16 protein-coding genes are annotated in these 19,817 nt (G+C 68.9%); 11 read left to right on the top strand and 5 right to left on the bottom strand.

The genetic code is table 11. From position 1 onward, the window contains the following. Positions 1-4: 4 nt before the first annotated feature. Positions 5-1,948: a DUF6541 family protein gene (locus AMK34_RS17895; RefSeq protein ID WP_073846047.1), complete on the bottom strand. Its 1,944-nt coding sequence runs from the start codon at positions 1,946-1,948 to the stop codon at positions 5-7. 260 nt (positions 1,949-2,208) lie between these two features. Here AMK34_RS17895 and AMK34_RS17900 point away from each other — a divergent pair, with 260 nt between their 5' ends. From AMK34_RS17900 to AMK34_RS17910, 3 genes are read left to right on the top strand one after another with little or no spacing between them, the layout of a single operon-like run. Further along, entirely contained in the window at positions 2,209-3,819 is a 1,611-nt protein-coding gene (locus AMK34_RS17900) for a hypothetical protein (RefSeq protein WP_038507509.1), read from the top strand. Continuing rightward, on the top strand, positions 3,816-5,252 hold the full coding sequence (wsfD, locus tag AMK34_RS17905; RefSeq protein WP_073846048.1) for a glycan biosynthesis hexose transferase WsfD: 1,437 nt from the start codon (positions 3,816-3,818) through the stop codon (positions 5,250-5,252). Before AMK34_RS17900 ends, wsfD begins: the two co-directional genes overlap by 4 nt. A gap of 53 nt (positions 5,253-5,305) precedes the next feature. Further along, complete coding sequence (locus AMK34_RS17910) at positions 5,306-6,040, top strand: lysophospholipid acyltransferase family protein (RefSeq protein WP_073846049.1); 735 nt, start codon at positions 5,306-5,308, stop codon at positions 6,038-6,040. Positions 6,041-6,113: 73 nt separating this feature from the next. Here AMK34_RS17910 and AMK34_RS17915 read toward each other — a convergent pair whose 3' ends face one another. Continuing rightward, entirely contained in the window at positions 6,114-6,929 is an 816-nt protein-coding gene (locus AMK34_RS17915) for an HAD family hydrolase (RefSeq protein WP_228694834.1), read from the bottom strand. 66 nt (positions 6,930-6,995) lie between these two features. On the opposite strand from AMK34_RS17915, the gene AMK34_RS17920 reads away from it, so the two are divergent. Continuing rightward, complete coding sequence (locus AMK34_RS17920) at positions 6,996-7,889, top strand: LLM class flavin-dependent oxidoreductase (protein ID WP_073846050.1); 894 nt, start codon at positions 6,996-6,998, stop codon at positions 7,887-7,889. Positions 7,890-8,169: 280 nt separating this feature from the next. Here the strand turns inward: AMK34_RS17920 and AMK34_RS17925 are convergent, their stop codons facing one another. Then, positions 8,170-10,179, bottom strand: a complete 2,010-nt coding sequence (locus AMK34_RS17925) for a DUF6541 family protein (RefSeq protein WP_038507520.1) — start codon at positions 10,177-10,179, stop codon at positions 8,170-8,172. 82 nt (positions 10,180-10,261) lie between these two features. Here AMK34_RS17925 and glf point away from each other — a divergent pair, with 82 nt between their 5' ends. From glf to AMK34_RS17950, 5 genes are all read left to right on the top strand, one after another. Next, on the top strand, positions 10,262-11,488 hold the full coding sequence (glf, locus tag AMK34_RS17930; RefSeq protein WP_038507525.1) for a UDP-galactopyranose mutase: 1,227 nt from the start codon (positions 10,262-10,264) through the stop codon (positions 11,486-11,488). Further along, positions 11,481-11,996: a phosphatase PAP2 family protein gene (locus AMK34_RS17935; protein WP_037333445.1), complete on the top strand. Its 516-nt coding sequence runs from the start codon at positions 11,481-11,483 to the stop codon at positions 11,994-11,996. Before glf ends, AMK34_RS17935 begins: the two co-directional genes overlap by 8 nt. Further along, positions 11,993-12,952 (top strand): decaprenyl-phosphate phosphoribosyltransferase, encoded by a 960-nt coding sequence (locus AMK34_RS17940; protein ID WP_038507528.1) that lies wholly within the window; start codon positions 11,993-11,995, stop codon positions 12,950-12,952. The genes AMK34_RS17935 and AMK34_RS17940 overlap by 4 nt, the downstream gene beginning before the upstream one ends. 98 nt (positions 12,953-13,050) lie before the next feature. Beyond that, the gene (locus AMK34_RS17945) at positions 13,051-13,419 is read left to right on the top strand and encodes a hypothetical protein (protein WP_073846051.1); all 369 of its coding nucleotides are present in this window, start codon (positions 13,051-13,053) and stop codon (positions 13,417-13,419) included. 38 nt (positions 13,420-13,457) lie between these two features. Beyond that, positions 13,458-14,963: a hypothetical protein gene (locus tag AMK34_RS17950; protein WP_073846340.1), complete on the top strand. Its 1,506-nt coding sequence runs from the start codon at positions 13,458-13,460 to the stop codon at positions 14,961-14,963. A gap of 95 nt (positions 14,964-15,058) precedes the next feature. On the opposite strand, the gene AMK34_RS17955 is transcribed toward AMK34_RS17950, so the two are convergent. Next, complete coding sequence (locus AMK34_RS17955; RefSeq protein WP_073846052.1) at positions 15,059-15,814, bottom strand: decaprenylphospho-beta-D-erythro-pentofuranosid-2-ulose 2-reductase; 756 nt, start codon at positions 15,812-15,814, stop codon at positions 15,059-15,061. Continuing rightward, positions 15,811-17,181 carry an FAD-binding oxidoreductase gene (locus tag AMK34_RS17960; RefSeq protein WP_073846341.1) on the bottom strand — a complete coding sequence of 457 codons (1,371 nt, stop codon included), beginning with the start codon at positions 17,179-17,181 and terminating at the stop codon, positions 15,811-15,813. Before AMK34_RS17960 ends, AMK34_RS17955 begins: the two co-directional genes overlap by 4 nt. 101 nt (positions 17,182-17,282) lie before the next feature. Here AMK34_RS17960 and AMK34_RS17965 point away from each other — a divergent pair, with 101 nt between their 5' ends. Further along, positions 17,283-17,765 carry a GtrA family protein gene (locus AMK34_RS17965; RefSeq protein ID WP_038507536.1) on the top strand — a complete coding sequence of 161 codons (483 nt, stop codon included), beginning with the start codon at positions 17,283-17,285 and terminating at the stop codon, positions 17,763-17,765. Positions 17,766-17,771: 6 nt separating this feature from the next. Continuing rightward, the gene (locus AMK34_RS17970) at positions 17,772-19,697 is read left to right on the top strand and encodes a glycosyltransferase (RefSeq protein ID WP_073846053.1); all 1,926 of its coding nucleotides are present in this window, start codon (positions 17,772-17,774) and stop codon (positions 19,695-19,697) included. Positions 19,698-19,817: the final 120 nt, after the last annotated feature.

Genomic DNA, 19,817 nt, shown 5'->3' on the forward strand with positions numbered 1-19,817 from the left:
TCGACTAATTGCGGGGGTTCAGGCGGTAGATGACGGCGTCGGGGTTGCGGTACACCTCGGTCACGAAGTTCAGCCCGTCCAGGTCGCGCAGGCCCGCCTGGCGCGGAGCACCGGTCGGGTAGCCGTACTGCCCGAGGATCACCCACCGCACGTTCAGCCGCGCCACCGCCGCCCGCACCTGGGCGTTCGACGGGTACTCGCGGAAGTGCCACTCCAGCAGCCGCGCGTCCGACGGCGACAGCGTCTCGTCGAAATGCCCGGAAGTCGTGCGGACGCCGGAGAGCGCGTAGGTCCACACCGTCCCGTCCAGCCGGTCGTTCAGCGCGCGCTCGCCGGGCTTCGCGAACTCGGCGAGCTTCTCCATCGCGACGACCTCGTCCGGGCTCACCGGCAGTTTGTGCTGGTCGATGCCGGGGGTGTTCGCGTAACCGGGCGCGACCTTCGCCGCGTTGGACGGCGCGTAGAAACCGTTGCTGAGGAAGGCGAACGCGCCGAACACCACCACCGCGACGGCGAACGCGGGCACCTTCCGGTGCGCGACGTTGTCCCGCAGCCACGCCTGCGTCTCGGCGAGACCGTGCGCCGCGATGATCGACAGCGGGATCGCCGCCATCGACATGAACCGGTACGGGTCGTTCCACCACGGCCGGGACAGCGCCAGCACGAGCGGCTGCTCGGACGACGTCACCGCGATGTAGGCGAGCCCGGTGATCAGCGCCGTGACCCCGATCCAGCGCAGCGCGCCCGCGCGCGAGAAGAAGATGAAGCCCAGCAACAACGCCACGGAAAGCCAGATCTGCGGATACGGCTCGTGGTGCTGGAAGCCGAGCAGTGCGCCGAGCGCGGTCGTCGCCCGCCATTCGACCGGCCAGCTGCGGTAGGGCACCTCGCCGCTCGCGAGCCCGATCGCGCCGAACAGTTGCAGCCACGCCACGAGGATCGCGACGACCCCGACGATCGCCAGCGCGCGCAGATCCCGCCCGATCCGCCGCCACCGTTCCCCGGGCGCGAGCCAGCGCTGCAGCAGGAGCGGGCCGGCGAACAGGATCGCGCCGAACAACGCCGACGAGTGCACGCAGAGCAGTCCGACGGCGCCCGCCAGCAGCACGAATCCGGTGTCGGGTGCGGGACGGTCGAGGTATCGCTTCACCGCGACGGCGGCCAGCGGCGTCAGCGCGAGGCCGAGCAGGAACGGGAGCAAAGGTCCCCTGCTCATCGATTCGTACAGGCCCATCACCGGCGCGATCGAGACCAGGGCGACGGCGCCCGCGAACACCGCGCGCCCCCGGAACACGCGCACCATCGTGACCAGCGACAACGCCAGCAACGCCGGCAGCAGTGCGGTGTTCACGTCCAGGGTCAGCGGGATGGTCGCCGGGCTCAGCAGATACACGACGGACGCGAGCAGGTGGTACGCGTTGGGGTAGAACACCGGCGCCGCGTCGCCGTACCAGTTCACCTCGCCGGTGCCGAACAGGCTGCCGTCCCCGGTTTCGGCGATCTGCCGGACGCCGTTCGCGTGATACACCGCGTCGAACCCCTGCGGGATGGCGTCCAGCCTGCCCATCCCGCGTACCACCGCGTACATCCCGACGGCGGCCGCGAGCAGCAGGCACGCCCCGACGGCGAGGTGCCCGGAGCGTCCCCACAGCGGTTCTTCCGGCACGGGCGGCCACCGGCGCAGCGTGAGCCGCCGCAGTCCGAACGCGGCACCGGCGAACAGCGCCGTCGCGACCGCGTACGTGACGGGGTTGAACGGCAGCCCGAGCGCGGCCGCCCACGGTCCCGCGAGCCCGCCGATGGCGTAACTCAGCAACGGCGTCATCCCCGCGAGCACCCAGCCGCGCAGGCCGGCGGCGAGACCGGTGAGCAGACCCGGAAGGCCGATGACGAGCAGCGCGACGACCACCGTGAGGACGTCGGCCGACAGGGAGGTGTGGGTGGGCACGGGCTACCTCGGATGGGGAATCCGCACAGAACCCCCGAGGTGCGGAACGGAATGGGAAGCCAGATTAACCACCGGGGACCGATACCCGAAGGAGTCACATCCCGACGGGGAAAACCTCGCGACTCCGTTTACTCGGCGCACACGTCGCTCGCCCATTCGTGTCAATTGACTGCGCCGAAAGAAACACCTTGGCGCGGTGATCGATACTTGACCGTAGTCTTTCGTCAGGGGAGTGGCACGGCCCGGGAGGGTGGGATCAGGTGGTGGTCGCGCTTGTCGTCGCCTGGTCCGCGGTCGCGATCTTCGTGCTGGTGGCCTGGCCCAAGATCGGCGCGGACAAGGGCTGGCGCGCCGCCGCGCTGATGCTGACCCTCGGTTTCTCGCTGGTGCACCAGCTGGTGTTTTCGACCATCGCGGAAGACGCCTACATCACCTTCAGATACGCCCAGAACATCGCCGACGGCAATGGGCCGGTGTTCAACACCGGTGAGCGGATCGAGGGGTACACGAATTTCCTCTGGATGATCGTGATCGCGTTGCCGAAAGCCGCTTTCGGGGCCGATATCGAGACCTCCGCGGTCGTACTCGGCATTCTCGCCACGCTCGGTGCCGTCCTGCTCGCCTACGTGACCGTGAACCGGGTGGTCGCGCGGGCCGCGGGTGAGCCGCGGCCCGCCTACGGGGTGGCCGCCGCGGTGCTCGTCGCCGGAGCCGGGGGCCTCGCCGCATACGGCGGCTCCGGTACCGAGACGCCCTTGTTCGTGCTGCTCCTGTTCGGCGTCTTCGCCGCGCTCGCGGCCCGGCGGCCGGTGGTCGCGGGAGTGCTCGTGGCCTTCGCGATGATGACGCGTCCGGCGGGGATCCTGCTCGCGGTGCTGGTGGGCTGCTGGCTCGTCGTCGCCGCCCTGCGCCGCCGGTACACCTGGTGGTCGCCGGTGGGCTGGCTGCTCGGCGGGCTCGTGTTCGCCGCGCCCTGGACGGCCTGGCGGGTGACCTACTACGACCATGTCCTGCCGACCTCGGTCGTGATCCCCTTCGACCTCGGCATCCAGTCCCGGATCGACCGCGGTTGGCAGTACCTGTCGGGGTTCTCCGTGGTCCACCAAGGATTCCTGCTGCTCGGCCTGATCTCGGTGGTGGCGCTGTCGCTGCGCCGCACCGGCCGGACCCCGCACGAGGCCGAAGCCCGGTCGCTGACCTGGCTGATGCTCGGCACCGCCGTCGCGCTCACCGGGTTCGTGGTCTTCTTCGGCGGCGACGCCGCGCCGGCCTGGCGTTTGCTGGCCCCGATCCCGCCGCTGCTGTCGGTGGCGGCGGTGTCGGTCTACGGCGTGCTGATGGTGGCCGCGAAGCCGAGCCCGCGGCCTCGGCCGCCGATCCGACTGCTGATGCCCGCCGCCGCGGTGACGTTGTCCGGGCTCGCGGTGCTGGTGTCGGTGTTCAGTCCGGAGATGCTGGGCCGGGTGCGTGCCTGGCACGACCACGGCGCGCAGATGGAGGAGATCGGCCGCTGGCTCGACGCCTACCTGCCGCCCGGTTCGGTCGTGAGCACGTCGGCGCCCGGCGTGCTGTCGTATCACGCCGGGACGCAGCTGCAGATCGTCGGCGTCCGCGGTCAGACGGAGGAAGTGGGTGAGGCCGTCGTCTCCCGGCGCCATCCGACGATCGCCGTCATCACCGACAGCGGCTATGCGGCGAAGCAGTCCTGCGTGATCGACCCGGCGTACGCGGCGAGGTACCGCGTCGCGACCTTCGCGCGTGAAGGAAGCTCGTCGTGGATCACCGTGTTCCTGCGGGCGGACGTCGAGCGGGTGGTCAGGGCGGCCCTCGACCGCTCACCCGATTTCCGCCACGTACCGTGCCCTGCGTGAGTGTCGTTTCCCCCAGCAGACCGGCAGCGCTCGAAGCATCGTCGCGCCTGTTCGGCGTCGGCGTGTTCGCCGCCGCGCTCACCGTGCTGCTGGTGCGTTTCCTCGTGCCGAGGCCGGTCGCGATGGCCGACAACGGTGACGGTTTCCGCGTGCTGTGCGGCGCGGGCATCCCGTGGAAGGGCAAGCCGGAGGGCTTCGTCCACCTCGCCTACACCGTTCCGGCCGGCGAATGCGACGCCACCTATCTCCTGACCCAGAGCTGGTTCGCGCGGATCGCGCGGTCGATCGGCGGTGTGCTCGGCCTCGAATCGACGCTCAGCCTGGTGGTTCTCGGCGTGCTCACCAGCGTCCTCGCCGCCGCGGCGGTCGCGCTGATCGTCGTCGGGCTGCCGTACTCGCGCCGCGTCCGCGGCTCCGCGGCTGTCGGGCTGCTGCTCGTCGTCGCGGACTCCGCGTTCTTCGGCTACTTCGCGTCCGTGCTCGGCGAAGGCGCCGCGTTCCTCGGTCTCCTGCTCGCCGTCGGCGGTCTCCTGGTGTCCGCGAGGCCGGGCTGGTGGCGCTACGCGGGCTTGGCCGTGCTGCTCTTCGGTGGCGTGATCGCGGTCAACGCCAAGGTCCAGACGCTGATGATCCTGCCGTTGCTCGCGCTCGCCGCGCTGCTCGTCCGCCCGGCGGGCGTCCACGGCCTGAAGCGCTGGCTCCCCGTGGTGTTCGTCATCGGCGCGCTCGCCGGGGGAACGGCCTACGCGCAGCAGACCGTCGAGCCCGCGAAACTGCCCGACGGCTCACTCGCCGCGCGGCCGGGCGACGATTCGCGGGAGATCAACATGTTCAACACGATCTTCTTGACCATTGTGGACGGTCGGCACGACACCGAAGCCGACCTCGCCGCCTTGGGACTGCCCGCCTCGTTCGGCCAGTACGCGGGCAACGGCTGGTGGCATCCGAAGCCCGCGACACTGGATCCCGAGTACCCGAAGTACCGCGAGCAGATCAGCAGGCGCAACGTCGTCGAGTATTTCGCGACGCATCCCTTCCGCACGGTCGAGATCCTGGATCGCGCGGCGGGCGATCTGCTCACCGCGCGGCCGCCCTACCTCGGCAGCTTCGACCAGTCGGCCGGCTTCGCCCCCGAAGCGCGGGAATATCGCGTCCCCATCGTCTCGACCGCGACGAAACTGCTGGCGCCACTGGGTTTCTTCGCCCTGCTGCCGATATGGGCCCTGATCGCGTGGCGTGGCTGGAAGACCCGGCGCACCGCGCTGGGTGCCGTGCTGGGCTTCCTGCTCGCCGTGGCCGCCGGGCAGTTCGTGCTGGCGGCGCTGGGTGACGGGCTGGAGAACGTCAAACACCAGGTGATCGCGCTGTACTGCACGCTGCTCGGCGTCGTCCTGGCGGTGGTGACCTTCGCGCGTCAGGAGCGCTCGGAGTGATGTGACCTACGCGACCGTAGGTTGGTTACCCTACGGTAGCGTAACCTGAACGAATGGCTGAGCTCGTTTACCCGCCCGTCATCATGGCGGCGAAGTTGATGTTCCGGGTGCTGGACAACCGCATCCGGGTGGAGGGGACCGAGCACATCCCGTCGACGGGCGGGGCGGTCATCGCCTGCAACCACGTGAGCTATCTCGACTTCATCTTCTGCGGGCTCGGCGCGCAGCCGGCGAAACGCCTGGTCCGGTTCATGGCGAAGAAGGAGATCTTCAGCAACCGCGTCGCCGGACCGCTCATGCGCGGCATGCACCACATCTCCGTCGACCGCGGTGCGGGTCTCGCCTCGTACCGGGAAGCCGTCGAGCGCCTGAAGGCAGGCGAGGTCGTCGGCGTGTTCCCCGAGGCCACGATCAGCCGGTCGTTCACCGTGAAGGACATCAAATCCGGCGCCGTCCGGATGGCCGCCGAGGCGGGCGTCCCGGTCGTGCCGATGGCGCTGTGGGGCACGCAGCGGCTGTGGACCAAGGGCCGCCCGAAGGACCTCACCAAACGCCACGTCCCGATCTCGATCCTCGTCGGCGAGCCGATGCACCCGAAGGCCGACGAAGACGCCGAAGTCCTTTCGAAGGACCTTCGCGTGCGGATGTCGGCGCTCGTGGACCGCGTCCAGGCCGGCTACCCGGAGAAGCCCGCCTCCGACGACGAGCGCTGGTGGCTGCCCGCGCACCTCGGCGGCACCGCGCCGACGCCGGAAGAGGCCGCGAAACTCGACCGCGAAGGCCGCTAGCCCCCGGTCCGTGAAGGCCTCCTTGAGGGACCCAGAGTCCCTCAAGGAGGCCTTCACGGACTTGCCGGTCGCCTCAGAACCAGCGCTCCAGCACCTGCGCGACGCCGTCCTCGGAGTTCGGCCCCGTCACCTCGTCGGCGACGTCGAACACGTAGCGGTGCCCGTTGGCCATCGCGACGCCATGGCCGGCCCAGCCGAGCATCTCGACGTCGTTGGGCATGTCCCCGAACGCGATCACCCGCTCGGCGGGCACGTCCAGCCGCTCGCAGACCTCGGCCAGCCCGGTCGCCTTCGTGATGCCGTGCGCGGCGACCTCGATCAGGCCGGTGTCGGTCGAGTAGGTGATGTCGACGGAGCCGTCGAGCACCTCACGCGCCGCCCGCGCCATCTCGTCGGAGCTCATCCCGCGCCTGCTGATCAGCAGCTTGATCGCCGGATGCCCGAGCACCTCGGCCCGCGGCGCCTCCGCGCCCTCGTGGTTGCCCCACGGATTGTGGTAGTCGGGCTCGATCACGAAGCTGCGGACGCGCGGGTCCTGCGCGGACTCGCCGACTCGTTCCGCGGCGAACCGGCAGCCGGGCAGGGCGTGATCAAGAGCACTCACGGTGTCGTGCAGCAGTGCCGGTTCGAGCAGGCCGTGGACCGCCACGATCCGGTCCGTCCCGATCTCGTAGAGCACCGCGCCGTTCGCACAGACCGCGTAGCCGGTGAGGCCCAGCGGGTTCGCGATCGGGGCGATCCAGCGCGGCGGACGGCCGCTGGCCAGCACGAAGGGGACCCCGTCCTCGGTGACCCGCCGGACGATGTCGATCGTGCGTTCGGACAGGACCTCCAAAGGGGCGAGCAGGGTGCCGTCGACGTCGGAGGCGATCAAGAGGGGCTTTTCCACCGGCACATTGTCCCCGAAGATCCGCCCATCGGGCGAAGTGTCGGTCTGGACCAGTACCTTCCCGGTGTGCGCGTAGGCATCGTGATCCTTCCGGAAGATCGTTGGTGGGCGGCCGAGCCGAAATGGCGGGCCGCCGAGGAATACGGCTTCGACCACGCTTGGACGTACGACCACCTCGGCTGGCGGACTCTCGTCGACGGCCCGTGGTTCAGTGCGATGCCAACGTTGACGGCGGCCGCGATGGTGACGTCGCGGATCAGACTGGGCACCTTCGTGGCATCGCCGGTCGCCCGGCATCCCGTGCCGTTCACCCGCGAGCTGACCACCCTCGACGACATCTCCGACGGCCGCTTCATCCTCGGCGTCGGCGCGGGCGTCCCGAACACCAACTACGACGCCACCGTGCTCGACGGTCCCGAACTGTCGGTCAAGCAGCGCACGGACCGTTTCGCCGAGTTCGTCGAAGCGCTCGACGGGCTCTTGATGACCGACGGCTTCGACTTCGAGGGCGTGTACTACCGGGCCAAGGGCGCACGGAACCTGCCGGGCTGCGTGCAGCGGCCGCGGCTGCCGTTCCTCGTGGCCGCGAACGGCCCCCGCACGATGACGCTCGCCGCGCGGTTCGGCGCGGGCTGGGCCACCACCGGCGTCAAGGCGGACACCCAGGACGAGTGGTGGAAGGGCGTCGCGGAGCTCGTGAAGACCTTCGACGAGCGGCTCGACGCCGTTGGCCGGGACAAGGCGAGCGTGCAGCGGTTCCTGAGCCTCGACGCGGCGCCGGTCTTTTCGCTCGAGAGCGTGGGCGCGTTCACCGACGCCGCCGGGCGGGCCGGTGAACTCGGGTTCACCGACATCGTCACGCATTGGCCGAGGTCCGGCGACTACTACGTCGGCCGCGAGTCGACGCTCGAAGAGGTCGTGAGCGACGTACTCCCGGTACTCCAGGGGAGAAGCTCTTAGGCCGATCGGGTGACATTGGCGAGCCGGGTAAACCGGTTCCGCCCAGTAGTCGTCTGAAGAACAAGTACAGCGAGTGGGTGTGGCCGACGACGGCTACCCCTCATGGGTCACCCCGGGGGTGAATGGGGGACGAAAGGCTCGCGTGGTCGCGGCAGGGGCAGTCCGCGACCACGCGAGCCTTTTATCTGTGGACCCGCCCGATGCTAGGAACGGTCCTTTCCTCGCAAAATTTGCAAGGAAAGGACCTTTCATTGCACGCGCCGGCCGCGCGAAGCAGCCGTCAGCGCGTCAACGTGTAGATCGAAGCGCCCGCGTTGGAGAAGTCCTTCCGCAGGAAGTTCAGCCCGTCCAGATCCCGCAGCCCCGGCGCCGGCGGCTCGCCGATCTTGATCGGGGTGCTCCCGATCAGCACGTGCTTGATGTTCAGTCGCTTCACCGCGGCCTGCACCTCGGGGTCGGTGTCGTAGTCGCGGAAGTGCAGCGCGAGGTACTTCGCGTCCGGCGGCGGCACACCCGGGTCGTAGTGCCCGGCGACCGGGTGGATACCGGTGATCGCGTACAGCCACGCCGTCCCGTCGAAGCGCTCGTTGAGCACCTTCTCGTCCGGACCGATGTTCATCTTGGTCAGCTCGTTCATCGCGGCCAGTTCGTCGGCGCTGACCGGCGGCGTGACCTCGCCCTCGGGCCCGTTGTAGTACAGGAACGACACCGCGTGCGCGTTCGACTCGGTGTAGAAACCCTTGGTCAGCACGGCCGACGCGGCCACGACGAACACGGCGGTGGCCAGCCCCAGCCTGGCGGGCAGCGCGGGACGGCTCTTCACCCAGGACCGGCCGCTCGCCCACTTGGCGAACCAGCGCTGCAGCTCCGCCATCCCGTGCCCGGCGAGCAGGCACAGCGGGATCGCGGCGAGCGCCATCAGCCGGTACCGGTCGTTCCACCAGGGCCGCGACAGCGAGATCACCCACGGTTCGGCGCCGTACGAGGCGACCAGCACGAACAGCGCCGAGAAGCCGATCGCCGAAAGCCCCACCCAGCGCATCCGCCCGAGCCGGAACAGGCTCAGCGCGCCGATCGCCAGCAGCACCGTCAGCCACACCTGCGGCGCGCTCAGCACCTGCCGGAAGGTCACCAGCAGCCCCAGCGACTTCAGCACCGGCAGGTCGGAGCCCCACGCGTAATAAGGGTATGAACCCGAGGTGAATTTCAGGGCGCCGAGGATGTGCGGCGCCGCGAGCAGCGCGCTCCCCACCATCACCGGCACCATCTTGACGACGTCGCCGCCGATGACCCGCCAGCCGCCGCGGCCCTCGGGCACGCCGTCGAGCGGCTTGTGCCGCAGCGCGCGGTACCAGCGCTGCACCACCAGCGGGAAGGCGAACAGCAGCGCGCCGAACAGGGCCGACGAATGCGCCGCCAGCAGGCCGACCGCGGTCAGCGCGAGCACGTAGCCGGTGTCGAGGCCGGGACGCGCGAGGAAGCGGGCCAGCGCGACCACGGCCAGCGGCGTCAGCACGATCCCCAGCGCGAACGGCAGCAGCCCGCTCGACACCGACTCGTACGCGCCGGTGGTGGCCGCCGCGGCCACCAGCGCCGTGCAGCCCGCGAACACCGCCCGCCCGCCGAGCTGGCGGATCAGGGCGACCATCGACAGCGCGAAGATCCCGGCGACCGGCATGGTGATGGCGTTCAGCGTGACCGGGATCGTCGTGCCCGAGATCGAGTACACGAGCGAGCCGACCAGGTGATACGCGTTCGGGTAGAACGAGCCGTCCGGGTACCAGTTGATGGTGCCCATCCCGGTCAGCGAGCCGTCGCCGGTCTCGGCGATGTAGCGGATGCCGTTCGCGTGGAACACGGTGTCCCAGCGCTGGAACACCGCCGTCGTGCCGCCGCGGGCCGAGAGCACCACGAGGATCGAGATGCCGACGGCCAGCGCGACGCAGGCCGCGACGGCGTAGTGCGCGCGCGGGTGCCACTTCGTCGGCGGCTCGTCGGCGCCCGGTTTGATCCAGCCGCGTGCCTGGCCCAGCTTCCGAAGGCCGAAGCCCAGTCCGGCGAGCACGGCCGTGACGGCCGCCACGGTCAGGGGGTTGTACGACACGCCCGCGAGTGCCAGCCACGGACCGGCCAGTCCGGTTACCGTGTAGGACAGCAGCGGGGCCAGCCCCGCCAGGGCCCAGCCGCGCAGGCCGGCGGCGCGGCCGACGAGCCCGCCGGGGACCGCGAGGACGGCCAGGTAGGTGAGGGTCGCACCGAAGTACGACCAGAAGGTGTCCGGAGTAGGCACTGCTTCCTAAAATGTGTCTGTCGAAGGTGAAAACCGGTGCTCGCTGCAGGGCACGGAGTCGACGTGCGTACCCTCGACGCCCGTGAGCGCGCACACGAACCCCGACAAGATTACTGAAGCCGATTTCACCGGCTACGACCTCATCGTGGTCGGCTCCGGATTCTTCGGGCTGACCGTCGCCGAACGGGCCGCGGCCGAGCTCGGCAAGAAGGTCCTCGTGCTGGAGCGGCGTCACCACATCGGTGGCAACGCCTACTCCGAGGCCGAGCCCGAGACCGGGATCGAGGTGCACCGCTACGGTGCGCACCTGTTCCACACCTCCAACAAGCGTGTGTGGGAGTACGTCAACCGCTTCACCGACTTCACGAACTACCAGCACCGGGTGTTCGGCAAGTACCAGGGTCAGGTGTACCCGCTGCCGATGAACCTGGCGCTGATCAACCAGTTCTTCGGCAAGTCGCACACGCCGGACGAGGCCCGCGAGCTGATCGCCAAGCAGGCGTCGGAGTTCGAGACCGCGAACGCGCAGAACCTCGAGGAAAAGGCCATCTCGCTGATCGGCCGCCCGCTCTACGAGGCGTTCATCCGCGGCTACACGGCCAAGCAGTGGGAGAACGACCCGAAGAACCTCGGCGCCGACATCATCACCCGGCTCCCGGTCCGCTACACCTTCGACAACCGCTACTTCAACGACACCTACGAGGGGCTGCCGGTCAACGGCTACACCGCGTGGCTCGAGAAGATGGCGGAGCACGAGAACATCGAGGTGCGGCTGAACGTCGACTACTTCGACGTCCGCAAGCACATCCCCGCCGGCACCCCGACCGTCTACACCGGGCCGCTGGACCGCTACTTCGACTACTCCGCGGGCCGCTTCACCTGGCGCACGGTGGACTTCGAATCCGAGGTCGTCGAGACGGGTGACTTCCAGGGAGCTTCGGTCGTCAACTACAACGACGAAGAGGTGCCCTACACCCGGATCATCGAGTTCCGGCACTTCCACCCGGAGCGCAAGCACTACCCGAACGACAAGACGGTCGTGTTCCGCGAGTACTCCCGCTTCGCCGGCGAGGCCGACGAGCCGTACTACCCGATCAACACGCCGGAGAACCGCGAGAAGCTCGAGGCCTACCGCGAGCTGGCGAAGGCCGAGGCCAAGGACAAGAACGTGCTGTTCGGCGGCCGTCTCGGCACCTACAAGTACCTCGACATGCACATGGCCATCGGTTCGGCGCTGTCCGCGTTCGACAACAAGATCGCGCCGCACCTGACCGATGGCGCGCCTCTCGACGGGTCCCTCGATGCTTGAGAAGGGCGCACCCACGGGTGAGGTAGCCGTTCTCGCGAAGGCTCAGGGCGTCCTCAAGAGCGACGTCACGGTGAAGGCGGCGCGGGGTCTTTCGCACTTCGGCGAGCACAGCGCGGGCTGGTTCGCGCTGGGGCTCGTCGGGGCCGCGGTCGACAAGAAGCGACGCAAGGACTGGCTGGTCGCGGCGGCGGGCGTCGTCGGCGCGCACGCCGCGTCCATCGCGGTGAAACGCGTGGTCAGGCGGCCGCGACCGGACCACCCGAGCGTCGAGGTCCTGGTCTCCACGCCGAGCAAGCTGAGCTTCCCGTCCTCGCACGCGACCTCGACTACGGCGGCGGCGGTGCTCTACTCCGGATTGACCGGGCGTAACCTGGTCCCGGCCCTGGTACCGCCGATGCTGGCCTCCCGGCTCGTGCTCGGCGTCCACTACCCGACCGACGTTCTGGCCGGAGCGGCCCTTGGGGGCGTAGTCGGCGGCTTGATACGTAGGAAGCTGAAGCGACGATGAGTGAAACGACCGAGAAGGCCGATTCCAAGCCTGACGACGTAGAACCCGTGGCCGAGGCCGCCGAGTCGAAGAAGGTCGCCGGCGGTCTCGTCGGCGGCATCATCAAAACGGCACGCCCGCGCCAGTGGGTGAAGAACGTGCTGGTGTTCGCCGCACCGTTCTTCGCCTTTTCGAAGTCGACGGACCGGACCGGCCTGCTGATCGCCGCGCTGATCGCCTTCGCGGCGTTCTCGCTGGTGGCCTCCTCGGTCTATCTCATCAACGACGCGATCGACGTCGAGGCGGACCGTGCGCACCCGACCAAGCGGAACCGGCCGATCGCGGCCGGGATCGTGCCGGTGCCGGTGGCGTTCGTCGCGGCGGCCGTGTTCTTCGCCGCCGGTCTCGGCATCTCGTTCTTCGCCAGCTGGCAGCTCGCGGTCGTGCTGGCGGTCTACGAGGCCGTCCAGCTCGGCTACTGCTTCGGGCTCAAGCACCAGCCGGTGGTCGATCTGGCCATCGTCGGCTCGGGCTTCCTGATGCGGTCGATCGCCGGCGGTGTGGCCGCGGGTATCGCGCTTTCGCAGTGGTTCCTGCTGGTCACCGCGTTCGGCTCGCTGTTCATGGTGGCGGGCAAGCGCTACGCCGAGATCATGCTCTTCGAGCGCACCGGGGCGAAGATCCGGTCTTCGCTCAAGAAGTACTCGGCGAGTTACCTGCGGTTCGTCTGGGCGACGTCCGCGGCGATCCTGATCATGTCCTACTGCCTGTGGGCGTTCGAGATCCGCCAGGTCGAGCACGACTCGGTCTGGGCGGTCGTCTCGATGGTCCCGTTCGTGGTGGCCGTCCTGCGCTACGCCGTCGACGTCGACGGCGGCAACGCGGGCGAGCCGGAGGAGATCGCGCTCAAGGACCGCGTGCTCCAGGTGCTCGGCGCGAGCTGGGTGGTCACGCTGTTCCTGTCGTTCTATCTCTGATTCGACAGCTCACACACAGCGCATCCATAGGAAGCGCACGCATCCTCGGTGATGGGGGCGGGCACACAGCCCGCCCCCATCAGCCTGAGGAGCGAAAGATGACTGACCAGCAGCGGCCGTCCGAAGACGAGGACAAGACGGTCGAGCAGCCCGCCGCCGAGAAACCCGCCGAGACCCCGGCCGCCGCTCCCGCGGGCCCGCCGCCGGGCTGGGTTCCGGCGCAGCAGGCTCCGCCCGCGAAGGGCGGTTTCCGCCGCTTCGCCGGGCACCGCGCGACGCAGCTGGTCGCGGTCGGCGTACTCGGCTTCGTCCTCGGTGGCGGCATCATCGGCACCGCCGTCGGACTGGCCTCCCGCGACGGCGACCGGCCCGGTTTCTCCCGTGAACACCGTGGCCCCGGCGGCCACGGCATGGATCGCGACTTCCGTGACGGCCCCGGCTGGCGTGACCAGCGCCACGGCGGGTAGATAACGGAATCATCACGGCACCGTGTACGGTGTTCGTGATGCGAAGCGCCTCCGCTGATCTGCCCCAGGCTTCCGGTGCGCTGCCGGGAGCCGCCGTCCTTACCCGACCCTGGGTGCTCCCGGCCGGGGCGGCGGTGGCGTCGGCCCTGGTGTTCGTGCTGGTCAGCGGACATTTGATCGACGACACGTACATCACGCTCTCGTACGCGAAGAACCTCGCCTTCCACGGCCACTGGGGCCTGATCGAAGAAGGCACCGCCAACACCGCGACGTCGCCGCTGAACGTCCTCGTGCTGGCGCTCGTCACCTTCATCGTGCGAGACGCCGTGTTCGCCGCCGGGATCGTCTTCGTCGCGAGCCAGGTGGCGCTCGTCCTCGGCCTCCGCCGGATCGGCGCCGCGACCGGCCTCTCGGGCTGGTTCGCCCCGCTCGCGCTGGGCTTGCTGCTGGTGAACCCGCTGCTGCTGTCGTCGGTCGGCCTCGAAGTCGCCATGGGCGCGACGGCCGTCGTCTGGTCGATGGTGTTCCTGCACGAACGGCGGCCAGCCGCCGCGGGCGCGATGATCGGCCTGATCGCGCTGATCCGGATCGATCTGCTGCTGATCGCGTTCGTGCTGTTCCTCGGGCGCCGCGAATTCTGGGTGGGCATCTGGCGGATGACGTTCGCCGCACTCGCGGTGATGCTGCCGTGGTTCGTGTTCAGCTGGCTGGTGCTGGGTTCGGCGGTGCCGGACACCCTGGTCATCAAGATCATGCAGCGGTCGTGGGGACCGTTCAGCTTCACCAACGGCCCGCTGCTGTATTGGCGCAATTTCCCGGTGGCGGCGACACTTTCCTTCCTGCCGCTCGTGATCGGCGCGCTCGCCGGTCTACTGTGGACGTTCCACTTCCGGCGCGGCTCGGAGCGGGCGAAGCGCCTGCTGCCGTTCGCGACCCTCGCCATCGCCGGCGCGGCGCATTATCTGGCCTATTGCTGGCTGAACGTCCCGCCGTACCACTGGTACTACGCGCCCAGCATCGTCGGCGCGACGGTCTTCCTCGCCGCCGCGGCTTGCGCGGTACCCGGCCGGGCCCGGCTCGGGACGGGGATCCTCGCGGGCGCGTTCCTGCTGACGAGCGCCGTCGCCTACGCGGCTCCCGAACTGCCGCGCCGGTTCGCGCCGATCACCAGCAACCATGCCGCGTCGGACGAATATCGTGCGATCGGCTCGCAACTGGGCGAACTGACCAAGGGACGCAAGGTGGAGAGTGCGGGCGAGGTCGGCGCGCTCGCGTACTCCTGCGACTGCGACATCGTCGACCAGTTCTCCGACCGCGGCTCCGTCGACCCGGCGATCATCGAGACGAAGAACCGCAGCAGCGAACTGGGGAAGGCGCTGCTGGCGGCGAACTTCCGGTTCTTCGACCACAGCGTCCCGCCCGCGACACCGGATCTGGTGCTGGCCACCACCAGCAAGGCCCCGCCCCCGAACGCCCTGGCGACCTGGACCATCCACTCGCCGTGGATGGGCACGCAAAGCCTGTACCTCCTCCCGGCCCGCTGACCCCCGCATTTCGTCCTCTGAATGCGGTAGTTCGCGATGCCAACTACCGCATCCAGAGGACGAAACGCGAGGGTGGGAGCGGGTCCGGGTCGGCCTTAGATCGGCAGCTTCCGGAAGATCGGCCGGGGGATGTGCCGCAGCGCCGACATGACCAGCCGGAACGGCGCGGGCGACCACACCAGTTCCTTACCGGCGCGCGAAGCGGCGACGGCGGTCTCGGCGACCTGCTCGACGTCCACCGTCAGCGGGGCGTCCTTGAGGCCTTCGGTCATCTTGGTCCGGACCTGGCCGGACCGGACGACGGTGATCTGCACGCCGAACTCCGCCAGCGCCTCGCCGAGGCCCAGGTAGAAGCCGTCGAAACCGGCCTTGGAGGAGCCGTAGACGAAGTTCGACCGGCGGACCCGCTCACCGGCGACCGAGGACAGCGCGATGACCTTGCCGTGTCCCTGCGTCTTGAGCTTGTTCGACAGCGCGACCCCGACGGACACCGCGGACGTGTAGTTCACGGTCGCCGCCTCGACGGCCTTCGCGTGGTCCTGCCACAGCTCTTCCTGGTCGCCGAGCAGGCCGAACGCCACGACGGTGACGTCGATGTCGCCACCCTCGAAGGCCTTGTCCAGCACGGCGGGGTGGCTGTCCAGGGCCTTCGCGTCGAAGTCGACGGTGGACACTTCGGCGCCCTTGTCCTTCAGGCGCTGAGCGGCCGCGTCGAGCCGCGGCGACTGGCGGCCGGCCAGTACGACGCGGAGTGGCCGCTCGGACAGGTACTTCTCCGCGATCGCGAGCGCGATGTCGGAGGTGCCGCCGAGCAGCAGCAGGGACTGGGGGTTGCCCACAGCGTCGATCACAGTTCCAACCTTCGGGACATGTCAGAGGCGAAAACGCCTTCGGGGTCTACGGAAGCGCGGACCTTGCGCCATTCCTCGAGCCGCGGGTACATCTTCGCGAAGTTCTCCGCGGAGGTGCGCGAGTCCTTCGCCGTGTACAGACGGCCGCCGAGGGCGAGCACGTCCTCGTCGAGTTCCTGGCAGAACCGGCTCAGCCCGTCCTTGATCGGGAAGTCGAGGCAGACCATCCAGCCGGGGTGCGGGAACGACAGCGGCGCCGCGTTGCCCTCGCCCATCTGCTTGAACACGTTGAGGAACGACACGTGTCCGGAGTCGGCGACCTTCTGGATGATCCGGCGCAGCGGCTCGTGCGCGTTCAGCGGCGTGCTGAACTGGTACTGCAGGAAGCCGTTGGTGCCGTATGCCCGGTTCCACTCGCCGAACAGGTCTAGCGGGTGGTAGAAGGCGGTCAGGCTCTGGATCACGTCGCGCGCGTTCTTGGCGGTCTTGCGGTAGTACAGCTCGCCGATCGCGGAGAACGACAGCTTGTTCGCCAGCCCGTTCGGGAACACGTCCGGCAGGGTGGCCAGAGTGCCCGGGTTGAACTTGAGCGGGTCGGCCCGCAGCTTGGGCGGCAGTTCGTCCAGTTTGGCGAGCGAGCCGCGCTGGAAGGCGGCGCGGCCGAGCTTCGCGCCCCTGGAGATCGAGTCGAACCAGCCCGAGGAGTACGTGTAGTTGTCCTCGGAGCCGTCGGTGACCAGCGCCAGCGTCTCGTCGAGGTTCGCGGTGCGCTGGATGTCGGCCTTGAAGTAGGCCGTCTCCGTCTTGGTCATCCGGATCTTGGCGCGGACGACGATGCCGGTCAGGCCGATGCCGGCCACGGTCGCCCAGAACAGCTCCGCGTCGGGGCCGTCCGGCGTGATCGTGCGCACCTGCCCGTCGGCGGTGACCAGGTCCATCGACACCACGTGGTTGCCGAAGCTGCCCGCCGAGTGGTGGTTCTTGCCGTGGATGTCGTTGGCGATCGCCCCGCCGATGGTCACCTGGCGCGTGCCCGGCAGCACCGGGACCCACAGGCCGTACGGGAGGCCCTCGCGCATCAGCTTGTCGAGGCTGACCCCGGCGTCGAGGTCGACGATGCCCGAATCCGGGTCGATCGAGTGGATGCGGTCCAGCGCGGTCATGTCCACGACCAGGCCGCCCGCGTTCTGCGCCGGGTCGCCGTACGAGCGGCCGAGACCACGCGCGATGACCCCGCGTTCCCCGGCCCGCGTCACCGCGCGGGCGATGGCTTCCACGTCGGGGGTGCTCAGGACGTTCGCGATACTCGGCGACGTCCTTGCCCAGCCCATGAGCGACTGCCGCTGTGTCTTGGGTGCTTGGGTCACGCCGACCAGGGTAACCACGCCGAACACTGCCCGGAACGTGACCCTGAAGTGCTCGCTTCTACACTTTGCGCATCAGCCCCAGCAGTTTATGAGGTAGAGCAGTGGTGGCGACCGACCCGAAAGCCGGCGTGACGGCAGCAGCGCCGTCCTCCCCTGGGCTGCTCGGGCAGCTCATCCGCTTCGGCCTCATCGGCGGTTTCTGCGCCCTGGTCGATTTCGGCGTCTACCAGGGGCTTCGTGCCCTCGGAATGGACGTGACGCCGTGGGTGGACATCGCCCGCGCGCTCAGCTTCATCGTGGGCACCACGACCGCCTTCTTCCTGAACCGCAAGTTCACCTTCGCCGGTGGACGTCAGGAGGGCGCGCGTCAGATCGGTGGCTTCGTGCTCTTGTACGCCGTGACGTTCCTCGTGGCCGTCGGCGTCAACCGCACGATGCTGCACGTCCTGCCGGAGTCGGCCTGGAAGGCCACCTTCGGTTGGGTCGTCTCGCAGGCAACCGCGACCGTGATCAACTTCGTCATGCTCAAGTGGGTCGTCTTCCGTGAGCCCCGCGCCACCGCCACCAGCACAGAGGAGAACTGAGGATTCATGCCCGGTAAAGCCGCCGTCACCGGAGAGGCCCCGAGCGCCATGGTGAGCACTGTCGACGACACCCGCTTCGCGGAACGCACCCCGCAGGGCCGTCTCACCGCGCAGCGCGGGCTCTACGCCGGCCCGGCCCCCATCGTCAGCAAGGACCTCTACGCCGAACTCGAATGGGGTACCGCCGTGCGCGAGCGCGGGGGCATCTCCATCGAGCCCGCGTCGAAGGTGTCCGGCAACACGTACTTCGGCCGGTTCCCCGCCAGCTACTGGCAGCGCTGGACCGACGTGACCGAGGTCCAGGTCGAGGCCGTCGTCACCGGTGACGGCCAGCTGTCCGTCGGCGCCTCCGACATCGAGGGCGACTCGCGAGTCGTCGCCGCCGAGGTCGTCGCGGGTGCGAAGCAGCAGAAGGTGACGCTCACCGCGAAGCTCGACAAGTTCTACGACGGCGGCGCGCTCTGGCTCGACATCGAGACCGAGGGCGGCCAGTCGCTGTGTGTCGAGAAGGTCCGCTGGACGGTCGAAGCGCCGGAGAAGATCCGCCCGACCGCCGTGACCATCTGCACGATGAACCGCGCCGACGACTGCCTGTCGAACCTGCAGGCGCTCGCCGCCGACGTCTCCTCGCTGGAGACGCTCGACGCGATCTACGTCGCCGACCAGGGCACCGACCTCGTCGAGTCGCGCGACGGCTTCGAGCAGGTCGCCAAGGATCTCGGCGACAAGCTGCACTACATCAAGCAGCCGAACCTCGGCGGTGCCGGCGGGTTCACCCGCGGCCTCTACGAGGTCGCCGGGCACACCGAGACCGAGCACGCGAACGTCCTGTTCATGGACGACGACGTGCTGCTGGAGCCGGATCTGGTGATCCGGATGACCGCGTTCTCCAACCGCACGGTCAACCCGGTCATCGTCGGCGGGCAGATGCTGAACCTGCTGCACCCGAACCAGCTGCACGTCGGCGCCGAATACGCCCGGCTGAACACGCTGGAGCCCGGCCAGCCGGTGACGCACTCGCTCTCGACCGCCGACCTGCTCGGCGTCGACGAGGAGACCCTCAAGCCGAACCGCCAGGAACGCCGCCTCGACGCCGGGTACAACGGCTGGTGGTCGTGCCTGATCCCGTACGAGGTCGTCAAGGCCACGGGCTACCCGCTGCCGTTCTTCTTCCAGTGGGACGACGCGGAGTACAGCTACCGCGCCCGCGCGCACGGCTTCCCCACGGTCACCCTTCCGGGCGCCGGCGTCTGGCACGCCGACTTCCACTGGAAGGACTGGGACGAGTGGCACCGCTACTTCAACCTGCGGAACTCGATCATCACCGCCGCGCTGCACTCGCCGTTCAACCTGAACCTGCTCTCGCGCGTGCTCATCGCGCAGCTGGTCCGGTACCTGCTCGGCATGCAGTACGGCCTGTCCGCCACGCTGATCAAGGCCGTCGAGGACTTCCTCGAGGGGCCGGAGGTCCTGCGTGACGGCGGCGTCGCCGCGATGAAGGAGATCCGCCGGATCCGCGACGAGTACCCCGAGACCAAGCGGCACAAGGCCACCGACGTCCCGGGTATCGCGTCGAACGACATCGGCATCATCAACAGCGCGCCGCGGCCCAGCATGCAGCGTCTGGTGCTGATCAAGCGGATCCTCGACCGGGTGCTCGGCCGCAGCCGCCACTCGCTCGGCGCGATCCCGATCGACGAGGCCCACTGGTGGCACGTCGCGACCTTCGACACCGCCGTCGTCACCGACGCTTCGCAGGAAGGCGTGCGGGTCCGCTCGTACGACCGCGCGAAGATGTTCGACCTGGCGCGCCGGGGCGCGAAGGTGATCCAGCGGCTCCGCAAGGAAGGCGCGGCGGTGCAGGAGCAGTACAAGCGCTCCATGCCCGAGCTGACCTCGCGGGACAACTGGAAGCGGCTTTACGAGCTGTAAGCACGCTTCGCTTCACTCGCGTGCCAGGAAAGGCTCTTTCCTTGCAAATTTTGCAAGGAAAGAGCCTTTCCTGGCGTTCGGGGACGGGCGACAAGAGGTCAAGTAAGGGTAGCCTTCCAC

Source organism: Amycolatopsis sp. CB00013 (assembly GCF_001905755.1).
Classification (GTDB): Bacteria; Actinomycetota; Actinomycetes; order Mycobacteriales; family Pseudonocardiaceae; genus Amycolatopsis; species Amycolatopsis japonica.